At 48.3% G+C, this 16,934-nt stretch carries 13 protein-coding genes; 1 reads left to right on the top strand and 12 read right to left on the bottom strand.

All coding sequences use genetic code 11. From position 1 onward, the window contains the following. Positions 1-149 precede the first annotated feature (149 nt). The gene (locus tag CRG97_RS12730; RefSeq protein ID WP_098743288.1) at positions 150-3,500 is read left to right on the top strand and encodes a discoidin domain-containing protein; all 3,351 of its coding nucleotides are present in this window, start codon (positions 150-152) and stop codon (positions 3,498-3,500) included. A gap of 99 nt (positions 3,501-3,599) precedes the next feature. On the opposite strand, the gene CRG97_RS12725 is transcribed toward CRG97_RS12730, so the two are convergent. The 12 genes from CRG97_RS12725 to CRG97_RS12670 all read right to left on the bottom strand — a co-directional run bounded on the left by CRG97_RS12725 (position 3,600) and on the right by CRG97_RS12670 (position 16,925). Next, positions 3,600-4,673 carry a ThiF family adenylyltransferase gene (locus CRG97_RS12725; protein WP_237566438.1) on the bottom strand — a complete coding sequence of 358 codons (1,074 nt, stop codon included), beginning with the start codon at positions 4,671-4,673 and terminating at the stop codon, positions 3,600-3,602. Positions 4,674-4,855: 182 nt separating this feature from the next. After that, positions 4,856-5,665 (bottom strand): aminoglycoside phosphotransferase family protein, encoded by an 810-nt coding sequence (locus tag CRG97_RS12720; RefSeq protein ID WP_098743286.1) that lies wholly within the window; start codon positions 5,663-5,665, stop codon positions 4,856-4,858. Positions 5,666-6,058: 393 nt separating this feature from the next. Continuing rightward, positions 6,059-7,612 (bottom strand): ABC-F family ATP-binding cassette domain-containing protein, encoded by a 1,554-nt coding sequence (locus CRG97_RS12715; protein WP_098743285.1) that lies wholly within the window; start codon positions 7,610-7,612, stop codon positions 6,059-6,061. 122 nt (positions 7,613-7,734) lie between these two features. Further along, positions 7,735-8,730, bottom strand: coding sequence for a hypothetical protein (locus tag CRG97_RS12710; protein WP_098743284.1), 996 nt, complete (start codon positions 8,728-8,730; stop codon positions 7,735-7,737). Next, positions 8,717-9,271 carry a hypothetical protein gene (locus tag CRG97_RS12705; RefSeq protein ID WP_098743283.1) on the bottom strand — a complete coding sequence of 185 codons (555 nt, stop codon included), beginning with the start codon at positions 9,269-9,271 and terminating at the stop codon, positions 8,717-8,719. Before CRG97_RS12705 ends, CRG97_RS12710 begins: the two co-directional genes overlap by 14 nt. A 5-nt stretch (positions 9,272-9,276) precedes the next feature. Continuing rightward, complete coding sequence (locus CRG97_RS12700) at positions 9,277-9,672, bottom strand: hypothetical protein (protein WP_237566376.1); 396 nt, start codon at positions 9,670-9,672, stop codon at positions 9,277-9,279. 24 nt (positions 9,673-9,696) lie between these two features. Continuing rightward, the gene (locus CRG97_RS12695) at positions 9,697-10,155 is read right to left on the bottom strand and encodes an ABC transporter permease (RefSeq protein ID WP_076321164.1); all 459 of its coding nucleotides are present in this window, start codon (positions 10,153-10,155) and stop codon (positions 9,697-9,699) included. Positions 10,156-10,229: 74 nt separating this feature from the next. After that, the gene (locus CRG97_RS12690) at positions 10,230-12,302 is read right to left on the bottom strand and encodes a hypothetical protein (RefSeq protein ID WP_098743282.1); all 2,073 of its coding nucleotides are present in this window, start codon (positions 12,300-12,302) and stop codon (positions 10,230-10,232) included. After that, on the bottom strand, positions 12,292-14,202 hold the full coding sequence (locus CRG97_RS12685) for an ATPase, T2SS/T4P/T4SS family (protein WP_098743281.1): 1,911 nt from the start codon (positions 14,200-14,202) through the stop codon (positions 12,292-12,294). Before CRG97_RS12685 ends, CRG97_RS12690 begins: the two co-directional genes overlap by 11 nt. Further along, complete coding sequence (locus CRG97_RS12680) at positions 14,189-15,058, bottom strand: CpaE/TadZ family protein (protein WP_098743280.1); 870 nt, start codon at positions 15,056-15,058, stop codon at positions 14,189-14,191. Before CRG97_RS12680 ends, CRG97_RS12685 begins: the two co-directional genes overlap by 14 nt. Continuing rightward, positions 15,055-15,762: a hypothetical protein gene (locus CRG97_RS12675; RefSeq protein WP_098743279.1), complete on the bottom strand. Its 708-nt coding sequence runs from the start codon at positions 15,760-15,762 to the stop codon at positions 15,055-15,057. The genes CRG97_RS12680 and CRG97_RS12675 overlap by 4 nt, the downstream gene beginning before the upstream one ends. A gap of 53 nt (positions 15,763-15,815) precedes the next feature. Next, positions 15,816-16,925 (bottom strand): SAF domain-containing protein, encoded by a 1,110-nt coding sequence (locus CRG97_RS12670; protein WP_098743278.1) that lies wholly within the window; start codon positions 16,923-16,925, stop codon positions 15,816-15,818. Positions 16,926-16,934 lie beyond the last annotated feature (9 nt).

Genomic DNA, 16,934 nt, shown 5'->3' with positions numbered 1-16,934 from the left:
ATCACATACGATTTCCGTAGAAATACATCTTATCTCTGAAGCGGCGCTTTTTTTATAATGGGATATAGGATTAGGAAAGGGGGATATCTTCACCGATTAGCTCATGTTTAATGGGAAAGTATGTGAACACTTTGGAGGAGGAAAATAACATGCGCAACAAACTCGTGGTATGGCCACTTGTCATGGCTATGCTGATATCTATCGTATGCACGGCCGCAGGGCCGCCCGCACCGGTTTCAGCCGCAGGGGAAACAAACCTCTCGCTTGGCAAAACCGTAACAGCAAGTGGTCAATCCCAAACTTATGAGCCGGCTAACGTTAACGATGGCAATGAAGGTTCGTACTGGGAAAGTACCAATCAAGCCTTTCCGCAGTGGATTCAAGTCGATCTCGGTGATGACACCAGCATCAACCGGATCGTCCTTAAACTACCTGCCACTTGGGAATCACGGACACAAACGTTAACGGTGCAAGGCAGCTCGAACGGTTCAACATTCTCAAATATCGTGGATTCTGCCGATTATGAATTCAACCCGTCTACAGCAGGAAACTCGGTGACTATCCGTTTTGACGAAGCGAGCACGCGATATGTTCGCCTGACCGTAACGAGTAACACGACTTGGCCGGCAGCGCAGCTGTCTGAGTTTGAAATTTATGGACCATCGGTCTCCCCGCCAACACCTCCAACGGGTAACAATATTGCGAGCGGCAAACCGATTACCGCCTCCTCAAGCACCTTCACGTATATAGCAACCCATGCTAACGACAGCGACATCCAAACCTACTGGGAAGGCGGAAGCAACCCAAGCTCCTTGACGCTCGACATGGGAACCGATCACGATATCACCTCCATCGTGCTGAAGCTGAATCCGTCTCTAGCGTGGAGTACGCGCACCCAAACCATACAAGTGCTTGGGCATGACCAGAGCACAACCAATTTTAGTAATCTGGTATCGGCTCAGTCTCATACATTCAATCCCGCGTCCGGCAACTTCGTTATGATTCCGGTAACGGCGACCGTGAAACGTCTACAATTGAACATAACGTCCAATTCCGGCGCACCGGCAGGGCAAATTGCGGAATTCGAAGTTTACGGCACACCCGCACAGAATCCGGACCTGACCATTACGGATATGTCCTGGACTCCAGCTTCCCCGAATGAAAACGATGACATTACACTGAGTGCTACAGTTAAAAACATTGGGGACTTGGAAGCTGGGGCTACGACGGTCAATTTTTACTTAAATGACACGAAAGCAGGCTCCTCCCCGGTAGGTCCGCTTGCGGCAGGAGCATCCTCCACGGTAACGCTCCATGCCGGAACCAAGGTTGCTGGATCCTATTCCGTCAGTGCCAAGGTCGATGAGGATAATGAAATCATGGAACAGAATAACGAAAACAACAGCTATTCGCATCCATCCCCTCTGGTTATTGGTGCGCTCGCAAGTTCTGATTTGATAGGAACGGTACAATGGACACCCGCCACTCCTGTCGCAGGGAATGCAGTATCCTTTACCGTAAATCTTAAGAATCAGGGCAATAAAGCCACGGCAAGCGGATCCCACACAATTTCCGTCGCTCTGAAGAATCCGGCCGGTTCAACGATTCAAACCTTCACCGGAAGTTATGATGGCGTGCTTGCTGCCGGCTCCTCCGCCGCTGTCAAAATTCCGGGGACATGGACAGCGGCAAATGGCAGCTACACGTTAACAACATCCGTAGCACCGGATGCAAACGAACTACCCGTTAAACGGGAGAACAACGTCAGCCAGGCCAATCTCACGGTATATTCCTCCCGCGGCGCCAGCATGCCATATACCCTTTACGATACGGATGATGCATTACGCGGTGGCGGGGCTCTGTTAAAGTCGGCACCGACTTTCGATCAAGCGCTCACAGCATCGGAAGCATCCGGCCAACGTTATGTAGCGCTACCTTCCAACGGGTCCAATCTCGAATGGACGGTTCGGCCAGGTGAAGGCGGGGCTGGCGTAACTATGCGCTATACGATGCCGGACTCACCCGACGGCATGGGATTGACCGGCTCACTCGACGTTTATGTGAATGGCACGAAGAAAAAGACCATTCCATTGACTTCCTACTACAACTGGCAATACTTCTCTAGCGATCATCCTGCAGATGCGCCTGGTGGGGGACGCCCTCTCTTCCGGTTCGATGAAGTACACTGGAAGATGGATACGCCGCTTCAGCCGGGAGACCACATTCGTATTCAGAAGTCCAATGCCGATAACCTGGAGTATGGCGTTGATTTTATCGAAATCGAGCCGGTCCCTGCGGCAATCGCCCGTCCGGCAAATTCGGTATCCGTAACGGATTTCGGTGCAACCCCGAACGACGGCCAAGATGACCTATCGGCGTTTGAAGCTGCTGTGCAGGCTGCCGCTTCAACCGGCAAAACCTTATACATTCCTGAAGGAACATTCCATTTGGGCAACATGTGGAAGATCGGCTCAGTTGGGAATATGATTGATGACATCAAGATCATGGGCGCAGGCATCTGGCATACAAATATTCAATTTACCAATTCAAATGCCGCTTCTGGCGGGATCTCGCTTCGGATCACGGGCCAGCTGGATTTCAGCCATATCTACCTCAACTCAAATCTGCGGTCACGTTATAATCAAAATGCAATCTACAAGGGATTTATGGATAACTTCGGCACCAACTCCAAAATTCACAATGTGTGGGTCGAGCACTTTGAGTGTGGATTCTGGGTAGGCGATTATGCGCATACCCCAGCCATTATTGCGGAGGGTCTGATCATTGAAAACAGCCGAATCCGCAATAATCTCGCGGACGGGGTCAATTTTGCCCAAGGAACCAGCCATTCAACTGTCCGCAATAGCAGCATTCGAAATAACGGAGACGATGGTCTCGCCGTATGGACGAGTAACGTGAATGGCGCACCTGCGGGCGTTAACAACACCTTCTCCTATAACACCATCGAAAATAATTGGCGCGCAGCAGCCATCGCATTCTTTGGAGGAAGCGGTCATAAGGCTACTCACAACCTGATTGTTGACACCGTAGGCGGTTCCGGTATTCGAATGAATACCGTGTTCCCGGGGTACCATTTCCAGAACAATACCGGCATTCTGTTCTCCGATACAACGATCATTGGGAGTGGAACCAGTAAAGACCTGTACGATGGGGAGCGCGGCGCAATCGATCTGGAAGCATCGAATGATGCAATCCGCAATGTCACGTTTACCAACATCGATATCCTGAACACCCAGCGCAGTGCCGTTCAGCTTGGTTATGGCGGCGGTTTTCAGAACATCGTATTTAACAACATCCATATTGACGGTACGGGGCTAGACGGGATCACATCCTCAAGATTCTCGAATCCTCATCCAGGTGCGGCGATTTACACCTATACGGGCAATGGGTCGGCAACATTTAACAATCTGACAACACAAAATATCGCTCATCCTGATCTGTATTTCATTCAGAACGGCTTTAATTTAATTTTGAATTAAGCGATTGGGGATCAACATGAAAAGGAGTGGGTCTGTGAGGCCCACTCCTTTTGCGCGTTTACGATTATTGATGAAACGCTTTTGCTCTTGTCCTTGTAATTACCCACCAACGTATTGATTGTACAGCGACCTGGCCTTGGCGATATCCGATGTGCCATGTATCAGGGTTCTACCGTCCCGGAATATAACCAAACGATGTGGATTCACCTGATAGATGATCATATACGGCGTTACGGTTGCTTTTCCTTGATGAAGCCTGTTCAATCGATCGGCCATTTCATCCAGCTGAAGCTGCAGCGGTCTGGCTGGCCTAATCTGTACCGTATCCCTGCCGCACAACACTTCGCTTTTATCAGCATGTTCAGCCGTCAAGTAAGGATATTTCGGATGCTCGCCGCATGTGGGGCAGTCCGATTTTTTCGCTCGGTCCACGCCAAACTCCACCCGTTCATTACGCCATAAATCGAACGACAGCATCTTTTTTCTAAGAGCATGTCGGTGTCCTGACAAAAGCTTCATCGCTTCCATCGTTTGATGGGCAACGACCATCTGTACCGCTTGCGGAAGAATTCCGTTAATGTCGCAGGTGTCACCACCCAAGGGAATCGTTTCAAGCAGACAGTTCAAGCATGGCGTCTCTCCCGGCAAGAATGTGTAACTCATTCCTGAGCTTCCGACGCAGCCTCCGTAAATCCACGGGATTCCATGCTTAAAACCGATGTCGTTCAGGATCAGCCGGGTCCCGAAATTATCGGTAGCATCCATCATCAAATCAACGCCTTGACAGAGTACCGACAGTTCCTGGGCACGTACATCCATAACGATACCATCCACGATACCATCCGAATTAATTTCGGATAACCGTTTAGCCGCTGCTACGGCCTTCGGTAATCGATCGATCGCATCCTGTTCGGTAAACAGCTGCTGACGCTGCAGATTGCTCCATTCCACGTAATCCCGATCCACGATCGTTACATGCCCGACACCTGCGCGAACCAAAGTTTCCGCTATAGCGCTTCCCAGCGCCCCAGCACCAAGAACGAGCACGTGACTGTCCCGGAGGCGGAGCTGACCTTCTTTTCCAAATGGCGTAAAGCGCTCTTGCCTAGAATACCGATCCTCTCGTTCCCTATTCATTGTTACACCACGGTCCGGGGACCCCGAGGCTGCCATGAAGAGAGGCTCTGTACGATTTACTTCCTCCCTGTTATCGCTTAAATCAGACATGAATTTTCCTCCGATCAATATCTGCAAATCTTCTAACAAAAGATGACGTTCACGAAGTTTTTTTGACGACGACCCATGATTGAAAATACCCATCCCACGAAGAGGATGGGCTGTTTAACTATTGCAACCTAATACAACCTAGTATTTAGCGCCTTCTCCAGTATACTGCGATGACGCAGAATCCAGGCCGCACTCCGCGCCCTCCAGGCAATCCCCCATAGATGGCCTTCCGTTTCCGGCGTGACCTGTAGCTCGATCGCTTCCTCTGCCGTTTCCCGAACGACCACTTCAACGATCATCTCAAAGAGGGCGGCCCTACTAGTTGGATCGAGGCCATATGCGTCAACCATTAAACGGAGCTGCCTTGCACGAACCTCTGCATTTGGCAAACCAACCCTTTCAGCTACATCATCATCATGCAGCTGCGGAAATAGCCAACATACGCGGGCTAGTTCAACAAACGGATGTACAGGGCCAGCGTATTCCCAGTCAATTAATGCAATCGGCCTCCCATCACGGGTAACCATATTCCAAGGTGCAATATCACCGTGGCTGTATACAACCCTGGTGTCGCCCAGTTTACGCAGGAACCACGGCTTCCAGACAAGCCCGGGTTGGGGTTTAAATGTAGCAGAAGCGTCATGAAGCTGCCGTAATAATTGTCCTACTTCGATGATGCCTTCGTCGCTCCATGGCCCGGGATGAACAAATTCGCCTTCGATATAACTTAGCATCTCTTGGCCTTTCTCATTACATCCTGAACCTATAATAGCCGGAATCGATGTAAACCCTGATTGCCTCAAATGCTTCAACAAAGAGTGTACAGCCGGAGTCCAAGCTCCGGCTGGGCGGTACACAATCTGGCCCCGCCGTATAACCGACTTCTCAGGAGAGAGCATGGCGTCTTCTCCCTGATTTAAGTTATTTTCCGAATTCATTTTAATACGACTCCCTTTCAGAAGGGAATTACACGGGTTCATGGGGCTATGGATGCGAATCCCCTTCATATAATGATGCCCCGATGGATAAGTCCATGTCTTCCATCAACATCTCCTCCGTTCATTTCAGGTTGTTTCTAGCATATCATAAATGCACTTATACCATAAAACATAAAACATAAAACATAAGGCATATACCATACGATATACGAACGATATACGATATAGCATAAAACATAAAACCAATAAACGTAACCGTACGCACCATTTTGCGGATATACATAAGGAGGACAGGCAGCAATCTGCCCATCCTCCTTATGGAATACTAATAAATTTATGATAATCAGGGTTTCATATATCCTGGCAGTGAGCAGGATTGTGATCTAATATGAATCAGGAATTCTGGTTGGACCAGTCTTCGACGTTCCAGATCTTGGTCACCCAATCCTCATAAAACTCCGGTTCGTGGGAAACCAGCAGGATTGTGCCTTTATATTCTTTCAAAGCACGTCTTAGTTCTTCCTTAGCCACAACATCAAGGTGGTTCGTCGGTTCGTCAAACAGAATCCAGTTGCTTTCGCGCATCAGAAGTTTACACAGGCGGACCTTGGCTTGCTCTCCGCCGCTAAGTGCCTTCAATGGACGGGTAATATGCTCGTTTTTGAGCCCGCAGCGAGCAAGCGCTGCACGAACCTCGTGCTGGTTCAAATGTGAGAATTCGTTCCACACTTCATCAATCGGCGTAATATTCCCTGGACGTACTTCCTGCTCAAAATAAGCAGGCACCAGGAAATCCCCTTGATACGTCTTCCCGGAGAGCGCCGGGATTTTGCCTAATATGGTCTTCAGCAGCGTTGATTTACCTACGCCATTACAGCCAACAATGGCAATTTTCTCTCCTCGCTCGATCAGGATATTCATTTTGGGGAGCAATGGTCGATCGTATCCGATCTCAAAGTCGATCCCCTCGAATACCGTTTTACCACTAGCACGGGATTCCTTGAAGTTAAACACTGGTTTAGCCGCTTCCTCCGGGCGGTCAATCCGCTCCATACGATCCAACTGCTTCTCCCGGCTCTTCGCTCGGCCAGAGGTGGAATAACGGGCCTTGTTCCGCTGAATGAAGTCTTCCTGTTTCTTGATGAATTCCTGCTGCTTCTCGTAAGCATCAATATGCTGGTTCTTATTGATATCGGCCATTTCCAGGAACTTCTCGTAGTTCGCTGTATAGCGAGTCAATTTTGCAAATTCCAAATGATAGATCACATCCACCACCTGGTTCATAAATTCCGTATCATGGGATATCAAGATGAAAGCATATGGGTATTGCTTCAAATATTGAGTGAGCCAATCAATATGCTCAACATCCAGATAGTTGGTGGGCTCGTCCAACAACAGTACATTGGGCTTCTCCAGAAGAAGCTTTGCAAGCAATACTTTAGTACGCTGTCCCCCACTTAATGTTGCTACATCGCGATCGAGGCCAATGACGGATAACCCAAGACCATTCGCCATCTCTTCAACCTTTACGTCCAACATGTAGAAATCCCCGATATCCAGCTGTTCCTGAATTTCACCCATTTGTTCGAGCAGCAGCTCCAACTCTTCAGGAGAAGCATCACTCATCTTATTGGTGATCTCCATCATTTCTTTTTCCAGCTCCAGCAGGGGCAGGAAGGCATCCTTCAACACATCACGAACCGTTTTGCCAGGTGTCAGTTTGGTGTGCTGATCCAGATATCCGTACCGGATCTTCGGCGTCCACTCCACCTTGCCGCTGTCTTTTAACAGCTGCCCGGTCAAAATATTCATTAGTGTTGACTTGCCTACGCCGTTTGCTCCAACCAAACCAACATGTTCGCCTGCCAACAAACGAAAGGATACATTCTTAAATAGAGTACGTTCCCCGAAATTATGTGATACGTTCTCTACAGTCAATAAACTCATGGCTATAGTAACTCCTGTCTGTATAAAATGAACTTATTTCATGTTAATTTAGCGAAATATACACAGTCAAGAGTTTATTGTATCACATCCTGGAGTCCGGCAGAAACCATAACTTTCAGAGATTATAGAACACCGGGATTAGAACAGCTTTTCTCCTGATAACCGGCTGCCGCTGCCTCCTTGGCACTCGGAAACACTTCTTCCACGCGATGGTTGTATTGGCAGACATCACGATAATAATATTTGAGCCCCCTGCTATCCACTCCTCCGAAATAGACCGGAGCTTTAACGAGTCTGCCGCCTCCAAGGGCATAGTTATTATAATACTGATCGCCCAGGGGAATGCCTTGAATAAACGCCATCATACCGATATCATCAATCGTATTCACCCACTCTTCCTGGGATATCAACGGAAGCGCGAACGTATAAGATACTCCGTTTCGGAGCGCCACTTGGTTGTGCCGCTGTATGTAATAAGCAAGATGATCTTGAACGGTATTCACAATCGTGATCCGCCTGACTTGTTCAAACATATCCTTATCCTCCAGCAAAGCTACACCCGTCCTGCCAGTCAGATCCTCCCGAAAGCCAGAGTGCCAGATGGAGGAACCTCCACCTGATTCATATACCTGAACGAAGGAATCCAATGTAAACTGGATGCTGTTGCCCCTGCCATCATTCCAGGCATAAGGAATTTTGGGTGTCCATCTGTGCTCCATGAGCTCCTCTCCATACGCGTTGGTGAAGGTTTGCGAAACATACATATAATACCCGTCATAATCCAGCACAACGATAGCAGGAATATACCACCACAGGGCAGTCTGCGTAGCCGGATCATCCGCGATCCCCATATTGATGTACAGCGTATGGGAAAAGGACTCCAGCGCTCGCTCTTTGTCCGCACGCATAAATTTTAAAGAATCATATGCCGACTCTTTGTCCTGGGTCTCATTATCGTTCAGCATCATCCCGCCGTCTTGGACGGCTGTGCGCAGCGCAGCCGAATATTTCATCTCTACGTACCGGACATCCTCCAGACTCTCGGCACGCATGCCCAAGATAATAAACATGGGGAAAAACACGGCGGTGAATACGATGGCAAGATCAGTAATCTTCATTCAGAACCAAGCCTCCGTAAGGGAATGCGATTGCTGCTTTGCCACCTGAATTTGATCCGGTCAGCGCATCGAACATGATCAGTCCGGGGGTTCGATTCAGAGAACTGACACTTACCTGGAAGTGATCTCCGGCCGTTAAGCGGTATCGGCGTCTATCATCGTGTTTATCAACATTCGACTCCGGGAACAAATATCCCATAACATCTTCCTGATAGTAAGCATCATATACGACGGAATAACGGTTCAGGAATGTACCAGGATCTGAAGGATCCGCATATTCCGGGTGGTACTTCTTGTGATGGTGCTCCATCTCCACATTGTAAATGTTCCCGGTGGCTGCCAGCTCTTGTAGGAAGTCATTGTACATAATCGGAGTAATATACCCCTTCGTACGGACACTGTCCACGAATTTGGTGACGGATTGATAAACAACGAGTCGTGACAGATCATCCTGTCTTCTGGCCATCTCGCCTGCTGGAACCAAGTACAGCAGGAGAAGCGCCAGAAAGGCAGCAAACCATTTCGAAACCGAGTTTGACATTGTTGTTACCTCACTTTAACAAACTGGATACTCTCCACATCTCCATCGATTCTCCGAACGTACTCCGTAGCATAACGGGCGTTCATATCAATGATCGAAAAATCCAGCTCCTCCGGATTACTTCCTGATCGGAACAGTGCTCCATCCACATACATATTGAAGCCGCCTGCTTGAACCTCTCGCAGCGTGAATAATACTTCGCTTCCCTTATAAATGAGCTTTCTGTTCTCGTTCGTCATCTCTACGGTGATCACACCCGCATGCTGCTCCTGAGTCATTCTGCCTGCGGCTGATATACCGCCATCCACCATCGTCTGAATTTGGAATGCATACAGGGCTGCGCCAAGAAATAATGCCACTCCTGCTGCCATTTCAAGCGCGCTTATCGTTTGTTCACGCAAGGCAAGTCACCTTTCCATTCATAACTATTGATCAAACTTGATGCCTCTGATCACGTTGGAATCATCCTTAACGATGGTGGCCTTAAATTTCCCGCTTGGATTAACGTACTCTGGGCTTTTCTCATCCATAACGTGTTCGATATTCCCTTGTCTTGAATCCGGATTGGGAATCGAGCCGTCCTTCTCCAACACATTGCCGTACCATTGCCCTGCTTTATTTTTCCCTGTTGCTATGAAAACGCCAAATTGATCCTTGTCCTTGTATTTACGCAGTGCGTTTGTCACCTGAGAACCGCTGATGGTTGTTCCGTCATACACGGTAAATGCTGCCTGGGACAGCTCTGTCTGAATATCTGAAAAGTTGTTCTGAGCGGTTTTGGTTGCCTCCTGGGCCGAAATAAACAAAATAACAACAATGGTAATCAGCGCAATGGTCAGAAATATACCTGCTGCAACCTTTAAAGCGGATGATGCATTATTCATTGAAATCTCCCTCATTCTCTCATTTATTTTTTGAACCTATTGATCATAATTCTGGTTGACCCATCCTCGTATCGTTATAATCGTTGAATTTGCTCATAGTACGTTTCCATCTGGGAGAAACTCATGCCGATTAGCGGAATGACAAGATACATAAAAATCAGCGCATACATCGGAGTAAAACCGATCATTCGCCCCCATGCGGCCTTCGTGTCGATCATCGCTTCATACTCTTGCTTGCGCTGCTCGAAACTAAATATCATTTCTCCATCGAGATCATCAAAAACATCCTTGATCGGTACTTTATCTACCGCAAGCAACAGCTTGTCCACCAGCCGCTGAAATTCAGGAAACCAGACGTCTTCCTTCAACTCCAGCAATGCCAACTGCGCGCCATGTTCGTAATGAAGCAAGCTTTTTTGAATGGGAATCTTAAAAATAACGGCAAACCGATTAAGCCATTCTAATATGCCCTCAACCGAGATGCGCTCCATTCCACGCAGTATGGATATGACCGTCTGAAATTGATAAATTTCATGCCGCATTTCCATATTGCGTACTTTCCGGTGAAAATGCAGCAGCCATAATGGCGCCGCATATGCAGCCATACCTGCCAGAAAGGATAGGAGCAACTCCCACCATTTCAAATACTCGCTATCATAGCGCTGCAATTTAGTCATAATTCGATCAGTTGTGATCTCAACTTGTTCTTTGGTCAATTCAATAGGGTCTGTCTCACTGACCATCTGTTTGATCTGATCATCGGTTACATCCGGCGACATATGCAATTGTTCCATTAGCAGCCGATCACGCTCAACCGTTTCTTCTGCCTGACGACGTTCGATCTCATTCATTTGGCCGAACAGGGAATGGTTCAGGGAAACGGGGACATACAGCAGATGATGTTTTGCCTGCACATGCAGGCCTACTGCCAGTGATAACGACAGAAAGAAAGCCAGGAGGAAAAACGTCACCCTTCTGATATAGAGCCATTCGAACTTGATTCTCGCGTTGCTTTCCTTTAGTAACCGTACCTGCCTGTCATATTTCACCGTACCGGGTGTCGGAGCCATCACCTTCACAAGCCAGCGCATAGAAGCAATTCGGTACATCCTTTCTTCCAAGGTCATCTTCTGAACCTCTGCGCGGTAATCCGTTTCTCGATTTTGCTGGAGCTTCTGAAGCAAGATATAAGAAATGAGAATAATGACATAAATTGATATCTTGGTCACAAAACCGAGCTTGCTCATATAAAACTCATCCATCGACGGAAAACTGCTTCTGGCCCAGCGTTCAATCGGTTTGGTGAAAAAGACCGGCGCCAACGCAATCACATTCAAGCCCTTCATTAAATAATCCAGCTTGTCTCTGCGCAATATTTCCAATTGGATCTCCTTGGTCAATCCGCTTAGTCCATGCAGATAGATAGAGCCTTGTTTTCTCGCATGATCGCCAAACTCCATGACCAGATGTGAAATACCCGCAAACGCTTTAAGATATCGGTTCGGCGCTACCTCATAATACCTCTCCAGTTCGTCATCAGGATCGTTTGATACCAAGGCATTGTAGATCCGATGGGCATGCATAGAGATTTCATGTCCAGAAGTCTCCGCCCCCTCGTACAAAGCTTCCTCTACCATTCCATGCTGCTGATAGTGATGGCGGACGGAGGAGAACAATTCAACCGATTGGATAAGTATTTTTCGTTCCAGTCGGTTAATGAACATCTCAACGAGCATATTGTTAATAACCGCTGCTGCGAGAATAACAATGATAATAAACCCCAAGTCCGGATGACTCCATATAAGGAGCATGGCAGTTAACCCGATCGTGCCGGTAATCGCGAAGGCTAGCCTCACTGTTTCAAACCGGAGTGATATTTCGTCGTACGGATGCATGATCGCGATCCGCTGTCTGATCCGTTTAAGATAGGCTTTGATTAACGGGAGCTTCATCCCATACATATAGGCCAATTGAAACCATTGCCGGTACATCCCCCGCAATGATCTTACCTCGCCCGCATCCACCTTGACGGAAGTTACCTCACGATACCCTCGTCTCCTGTTCATCCACGACATGATACCGAGTGTGATGGAAAACAGTGCCATAGAAATGATTAAAATCAGTATTAACACATCTTTAGAGGTCACTTTGTTCCCCCCAACCCGAAGCCAGAAACACTCTGAATTCTTCGGCATCTTCCGGATGCATCTGCTCCGTCATTTCACGAACACTGCTTTCGGATAACTTGGCGGCAGCGATATAGGCACCGTCCCGGTATTCAATTACATTACGGGATACGAAATAACTTACTTCGTTCAATCTCCGCATATGTTCTGCACTTAGCTGAAAATACTCCTCCATGCTGCTCTTCCAGCGGTTTTCCGAAGTTCCCTCAAATGGTGGCAGGGATCCCTTCTCAACCGGGATGCACTCTGTAATACGCTCTATGTAACGGTTACCGTAAGCGTCTCTTCTAAGATGAATATCAAAGTTGATCACGCTGACCACCTGCTGCTCAGCAATATGCTCTTGCCTGAAAACGCCGTTCTTGAGCAAGGAGTTGCGCAAAGATTGTACAAGGTCTTTGAATGTCTTGGCATGATGGGTAAACACGGTAAACAAACTTGCCACTTGAGACATCTGTATCATCCATGACGCTACCTCGTCACTGGCAACCTCACCAAGAATATTAACGGTACCGTCCGTTTTCTTCTGCAGATCCAGACCTGCCTGCCCACTAATATGCTCGGTTTCCCTAAAGCTGAGAATATTCCGGCGGCTGTAGATTTTCCTTAAATGCAGCTCAAAGGCCATCTCCTGAACCCGAAGAGTATAAGACGCATAAATATGACCCACCATCGCCATGAGCAGCGTTGTTTTTCCGGAACCCTGAGCACCGGTGATTGCCGTAATCCGGCTGCCTTTCATTAAATACCTCAACAAACCGATCACCAATTCCGAGCCGTTTCCCGTAATTAACTGATCCAGCGAAGCCTTGGGCAGATCAAACTTGCGGACAAAGAACGCCCAGGACTCGGCAAATGGGGGCCGGACCACAACGACCCTGGAGCCATCCTTCATCTCATTCACTTTATAACCGCTGGCTTCCGAAAGCTGCCCAGGATGATTATATTTGTATATGTTTTGACATACCCTCTTAAGTTCCAGCATCGAACCAAATGATAAAAAAGCTAGATGCAGCGACACCCCTCGATAAAAAATCCACACACTCTCACAGCCTGTTGCAGGCGATTCGGTATGCGAAAAACTTAGCCCCAAGAACTCATCCTGGGAGTGAAAAATATCCTGCCCGCTGTCACGATTAACAGGAATGCCACTAACGCCGCCACTGATCCCGTCGATCCGTTGATCCCTGATTTCATCCACAACGGAAAAGCCTTTGTACTGCTGATAAATGCGCTGGACGACGATGTCAAGCTTCTCCGGAAACAAGAGCGGACGCTTCTCTGACTCATAGATATATGCGATGTCCTCCTCGGTAACCGCATAAACGCTGCCCTCTCCATAGCCTGGAATCACGCGCGGCTCTGCAAGATCATACGTCTCAAGAAGTACGGATAAAGCATCCTCTCCGTGCCTCTGCTTATACAGGTATAATATGATCTCGAATTGATCCTGGGCTGTTAACTCGGTCAGGTTTTCGAACGGAATGGCTGCATGAATGTTGGACTCGTTCAAACCTAGGTCTCTTACCAGGAGCTGCTTTAAAAAATCCTTTACATACGCCTTATCCAGCACATCTCCGGAAACGCAGCCCTTGAGGGCACTTCTCAATTCGCTTCGCTTGTTCAGCCTGCGGCGATACTCCTCTTCGTGCAGCCCTAAATCAGACAACTGGCTGTGCGTCAGCTGATGGAGGCTTTCTTTAACAAACGCAGTCATAGCTTCAAGAGAATAGGGATCCGATCCCCGCGAAATCGCAGCCGCCGGTTTTCGGGTATCCAAATAACGCAGATATACAAATAGCAATACAAACAAAATCATGACGATGATCCATATCGTATTCAAGGAATTACCCAAGAGCATGCAGGCCTCCCAGTTTCGAACCGCCAGCAGGAAGACCAAGGTGTTCAGCCACGGCATCCGCCAGATTATGAACCGCATTATATAGTGAGCTCATGCGTTTCAGGTCAGCGCTTCCCCGGCTTCGCTGCATGTAGGGCATAACTGAGCGCATATTCCATGCATCCGTCATCCTGGAACAATACGGAACACCAAGTACCGTCGTCTTGATGCCAAAGCGGCGCTTGATATTTTGACGTGTACAATGGCTATCCCGGTCATATTTGCCGACGATATACAAGCATGCCTTGTCCTTCACTTCAGGGGGCAACCACTCCTGTTTAAGCGCACTCTCCAGGACATGCAAATTCTGATTCAAACCAACTACGATGAAGTCTGCAGCTTGAAGTATCGCACGATCTGCCGCTCCAGGAACTCCATTGCCTGCATCGGCTACCGTGACGTCGTAACTTCGCTTGGAGGACTCCATCACGCTGGTCATAAGTTCCGCCTGTTTCCTGTCCTCCGCATTTCTTGCGGCATGTATAGCATCGGCAGACATGGGTTTCGGCCCACATAAAAGATCGAGCCGATCAGACAGGAGCGGCAAGGTATAATTGCGTACATTCTCTGGGCTCAGTCGCCCGCTTGCACGAAGCCGTTCCAATGCATCCATTCCGGTATCTTGAAATGCCGTCATATAATCTAATGATTCCTGCTTATAGGTAAAGGCTTGTTCCACTCGTTCCCCTGCATGTCCACCATGGGCGAGCAGCACTTTGACCTGATATTCAAGCGCCAACACGATAGGTAAGCTCGAGGCCAACATCGTACTGCCACTGCCGCTCTTCAAGGGACTCCATACAGCAATCAGACTCATGCATGCCTCCTTCCTGCTTGCCGAAGTGCCCGGCGAATATGCCGCTGCTCCATTTCCGTTAAAAGGCGGAGAAGTTCGGTAAGCGATCGTTTATACTGTCTGGACAATGGCTTGATGCCCAATCTTCCTGCATGTTCATTTTTTATTTTCAAGGCGAAAAACAATTCATCCCATGGCATTTTCACGGGAGGACCCAGCCACTGAATCCGGCTGTCTTCCAGATAGCCTTCAATGTAGGTTTCATCCATCAAATCTTCAATAACCTGAACATATACCCGATGGAAAGGCGGTAGCGGATCATCTGTTCTTGAAGCTCTCAGTTCATCAAGCAAAGCCGTACTCTTACGCAGTCCTGTTACCTCGAACCCGCTAACCCAAACATGGGCATCTGCTGTATCCCACTGCATCTTGTCCAGGAATTCCGTCTTCTCTACGTCCATGACGATATAGTCATATTTCTTCTCGTCTGTTTCCTCCAGATAGTCCATCAGCGACGTATAGTTCTCAAATCCGGTTGCCACGTCGAATCCGGCAAACTCCATAACCGGCAGCTGCGGATGCATCACGGCTATGCAATGTTTGTACTTCGCGTCAATCGCACCATCCACGAGCAGTACTCTGTTGTCTCCATTGGCTAATATTTTGCACATGTAGAGGAGCATGTCGCTCTTATCACAGATGCCTGTAAATATCCAAGTCTTCACTTTGATTACACTCCTTCACTCACCATCTGTTCTTCGGGGTTCGCCTTGTCTTACTAAGGACTTGAGAATATCAACTCCGCTTCTTGTGATTCCTTATCACTGCTATTCTGGGATTCTGGCGAGCCGGATGATCCCAAGATCTGCTCTGCTTCTGAATCCCGCTCTTCACGGAGCGGAGTCTCTGTATTTGCCTCATCGTCAGAACGGATGTCAGCGGTATTCCATGCCGTATCCGTTGAAGATTTCGCTTGGGAGCTTATATTGGACGCAGGACTCCAGGAGTCCGGACTCCTTGCACCGCTAGCAAAGATCGAGTTATGATGCATGTCGGATACCTGAGCCTGCTGATTCGGCTGAAGCTTCTTTAAATCCTCTTCCAGCGTGCTTCGCAGCGTAACCTCGAAAAACTTCTCAGCTTTCTTCACAATATTCGGGTTACTTGCAATCAGCTTCGTTACTTCAGCGTTCGGAGGATAGTTAGGAATCGCTCTATCTTGCAGCTCCGGCTCTACATAAGTGAGTGCATAAAGCGTTGCATCATGCAGATAAGCATCCACCAAAGCGCTGGAAAGCAATAAAATCTCCTGCTCGCTTAACGTCGTCCAGAACGCTGGATTTTGAAGCTTGTCGATCTTCTTCTTGGATAAAATGATGTAATCCTGTCCAGTCGGAAACTGAACCCTTACATCGATCACATCCCCTTGGCGTAAATTGCTTGGCAGATATACGGACTTCATCTCCCGATGACGGAGATCAGACGGTGTCGGCTCTTCTTCAAAGAGCATCGAGCGGGTAATCGGTGTTCCCTGCAGCAGCTCGATCTTAGCCCCCTTCCCTGCGATCTCTTCCTTGACCGAGAACAGATTGCCGGAAGAACCGTCATCAGGCAAACGCACTTCCTTAATATCCTTCGCATCTATGAAATGACCAGGCGGAATATCTTTTAACGGGACCCATGCAACCTTCATTGAATTGAGCTGCTGCAGCTGCGTCTCTTCAAGCTCCGTGATTCGCTGCTCGTATTTAGTACGCTCTTCATTCTGCTGCTCTTTATAACCGTGCACATAATACATCATTGCGCCGGCACATACGGCACCCGTTACGGCTGCGCCGGCAAGTCCAGCAAATATCAGTTTGCGGCTGCGCCTCCTGATAATCGGCATTGCTTCATC

This window comes from Paenibacillus sp. EZ-K15 (genome assembly GCF_002573715.1).
Taxonomy (GTDB): Bacteria; Bacillota; Bacilli; order Paenibacillales; family Paenibacillaceae; genus Paenibacillus_AQ.
The sequence above is the reverse complement of the archived record's forward strand: the minus strand, read 5'-3'. Positions and strand labels throughout refer to the sequence as shown.

Bases quoted from the DNA above. Each gene is read 5' to 3' on its own strand.
- CRG97_RS12730 (WP_098743288.1), top strand. From the start codon at position 150: ATGCGCAACAAACTCGTGGTATGGCCACTTGTCATGGCTATGCTGATA.
- CRG97_RS12725 (WP_237566438.1), bottom strand. From the start codon at position 4,673: ATGGCAGCCTCGGGGTCCCCGGACCGTGGTGTAACAATGAATAGGGAA.
- CRG97_RS12720 (WP_098743286.1), bottom strand. From the start codon at position 5,665: ATGAATTCGGAAAATAACTTAAATCAGGGAGAAGACGCCATGCTCTCT.
- CRG97_RS12715 (WP_098743285.1), bottom strand. From the start codon at position 7,612: ATGAGTTTATTGACTGTAGAGAACGTATCACATAATTTCGGGGAACGT.
- CRG97_RS12710 (WP_098743284.1), bottom strand. From the start codon at position 8,730: ATGAAGATTACTGATCTTGCCATCGTATTCACCGCCGTGTTTTTCCCC.
- CRG97_RS12705 (WP_098743283.1), bottom strand. From the start codon at position 9,271: ATGTCAAACTCGGTTTCGAAATGGTTTGCTGCCTTTCTGGCGCTTCTC.
- CRG97_RS12695 (WP_076321164.1), bottom strand. From the start codon at position 10,155: ATGAATAATGCATCATCCGCTTTAAAGGTTGCAGCAGGTATATTTCTG.
- CRG97_RS12685 (WP_098743281.1), bottom strand. From the start codon at position 14,202: ATGCTCTTGGGTAATTCCTTGAATACGATATGGATCATCGTCATGATT.
- CRG97_RS12680 (WP_098743280.1), bottom strand. From the start codon at position 15,058: ATGAGTCTGATTGCTGTATGGAGTCCCTTGAAGAGCGGCAGTGGCAGT.
- CRG97_RS12670 (WP_098743278.1), bottom strand. From the start codon at position 16,925: ATGCCGATTATCAGGAGGCGCAGCCGCAAACTGATATTTGCTGGACTT.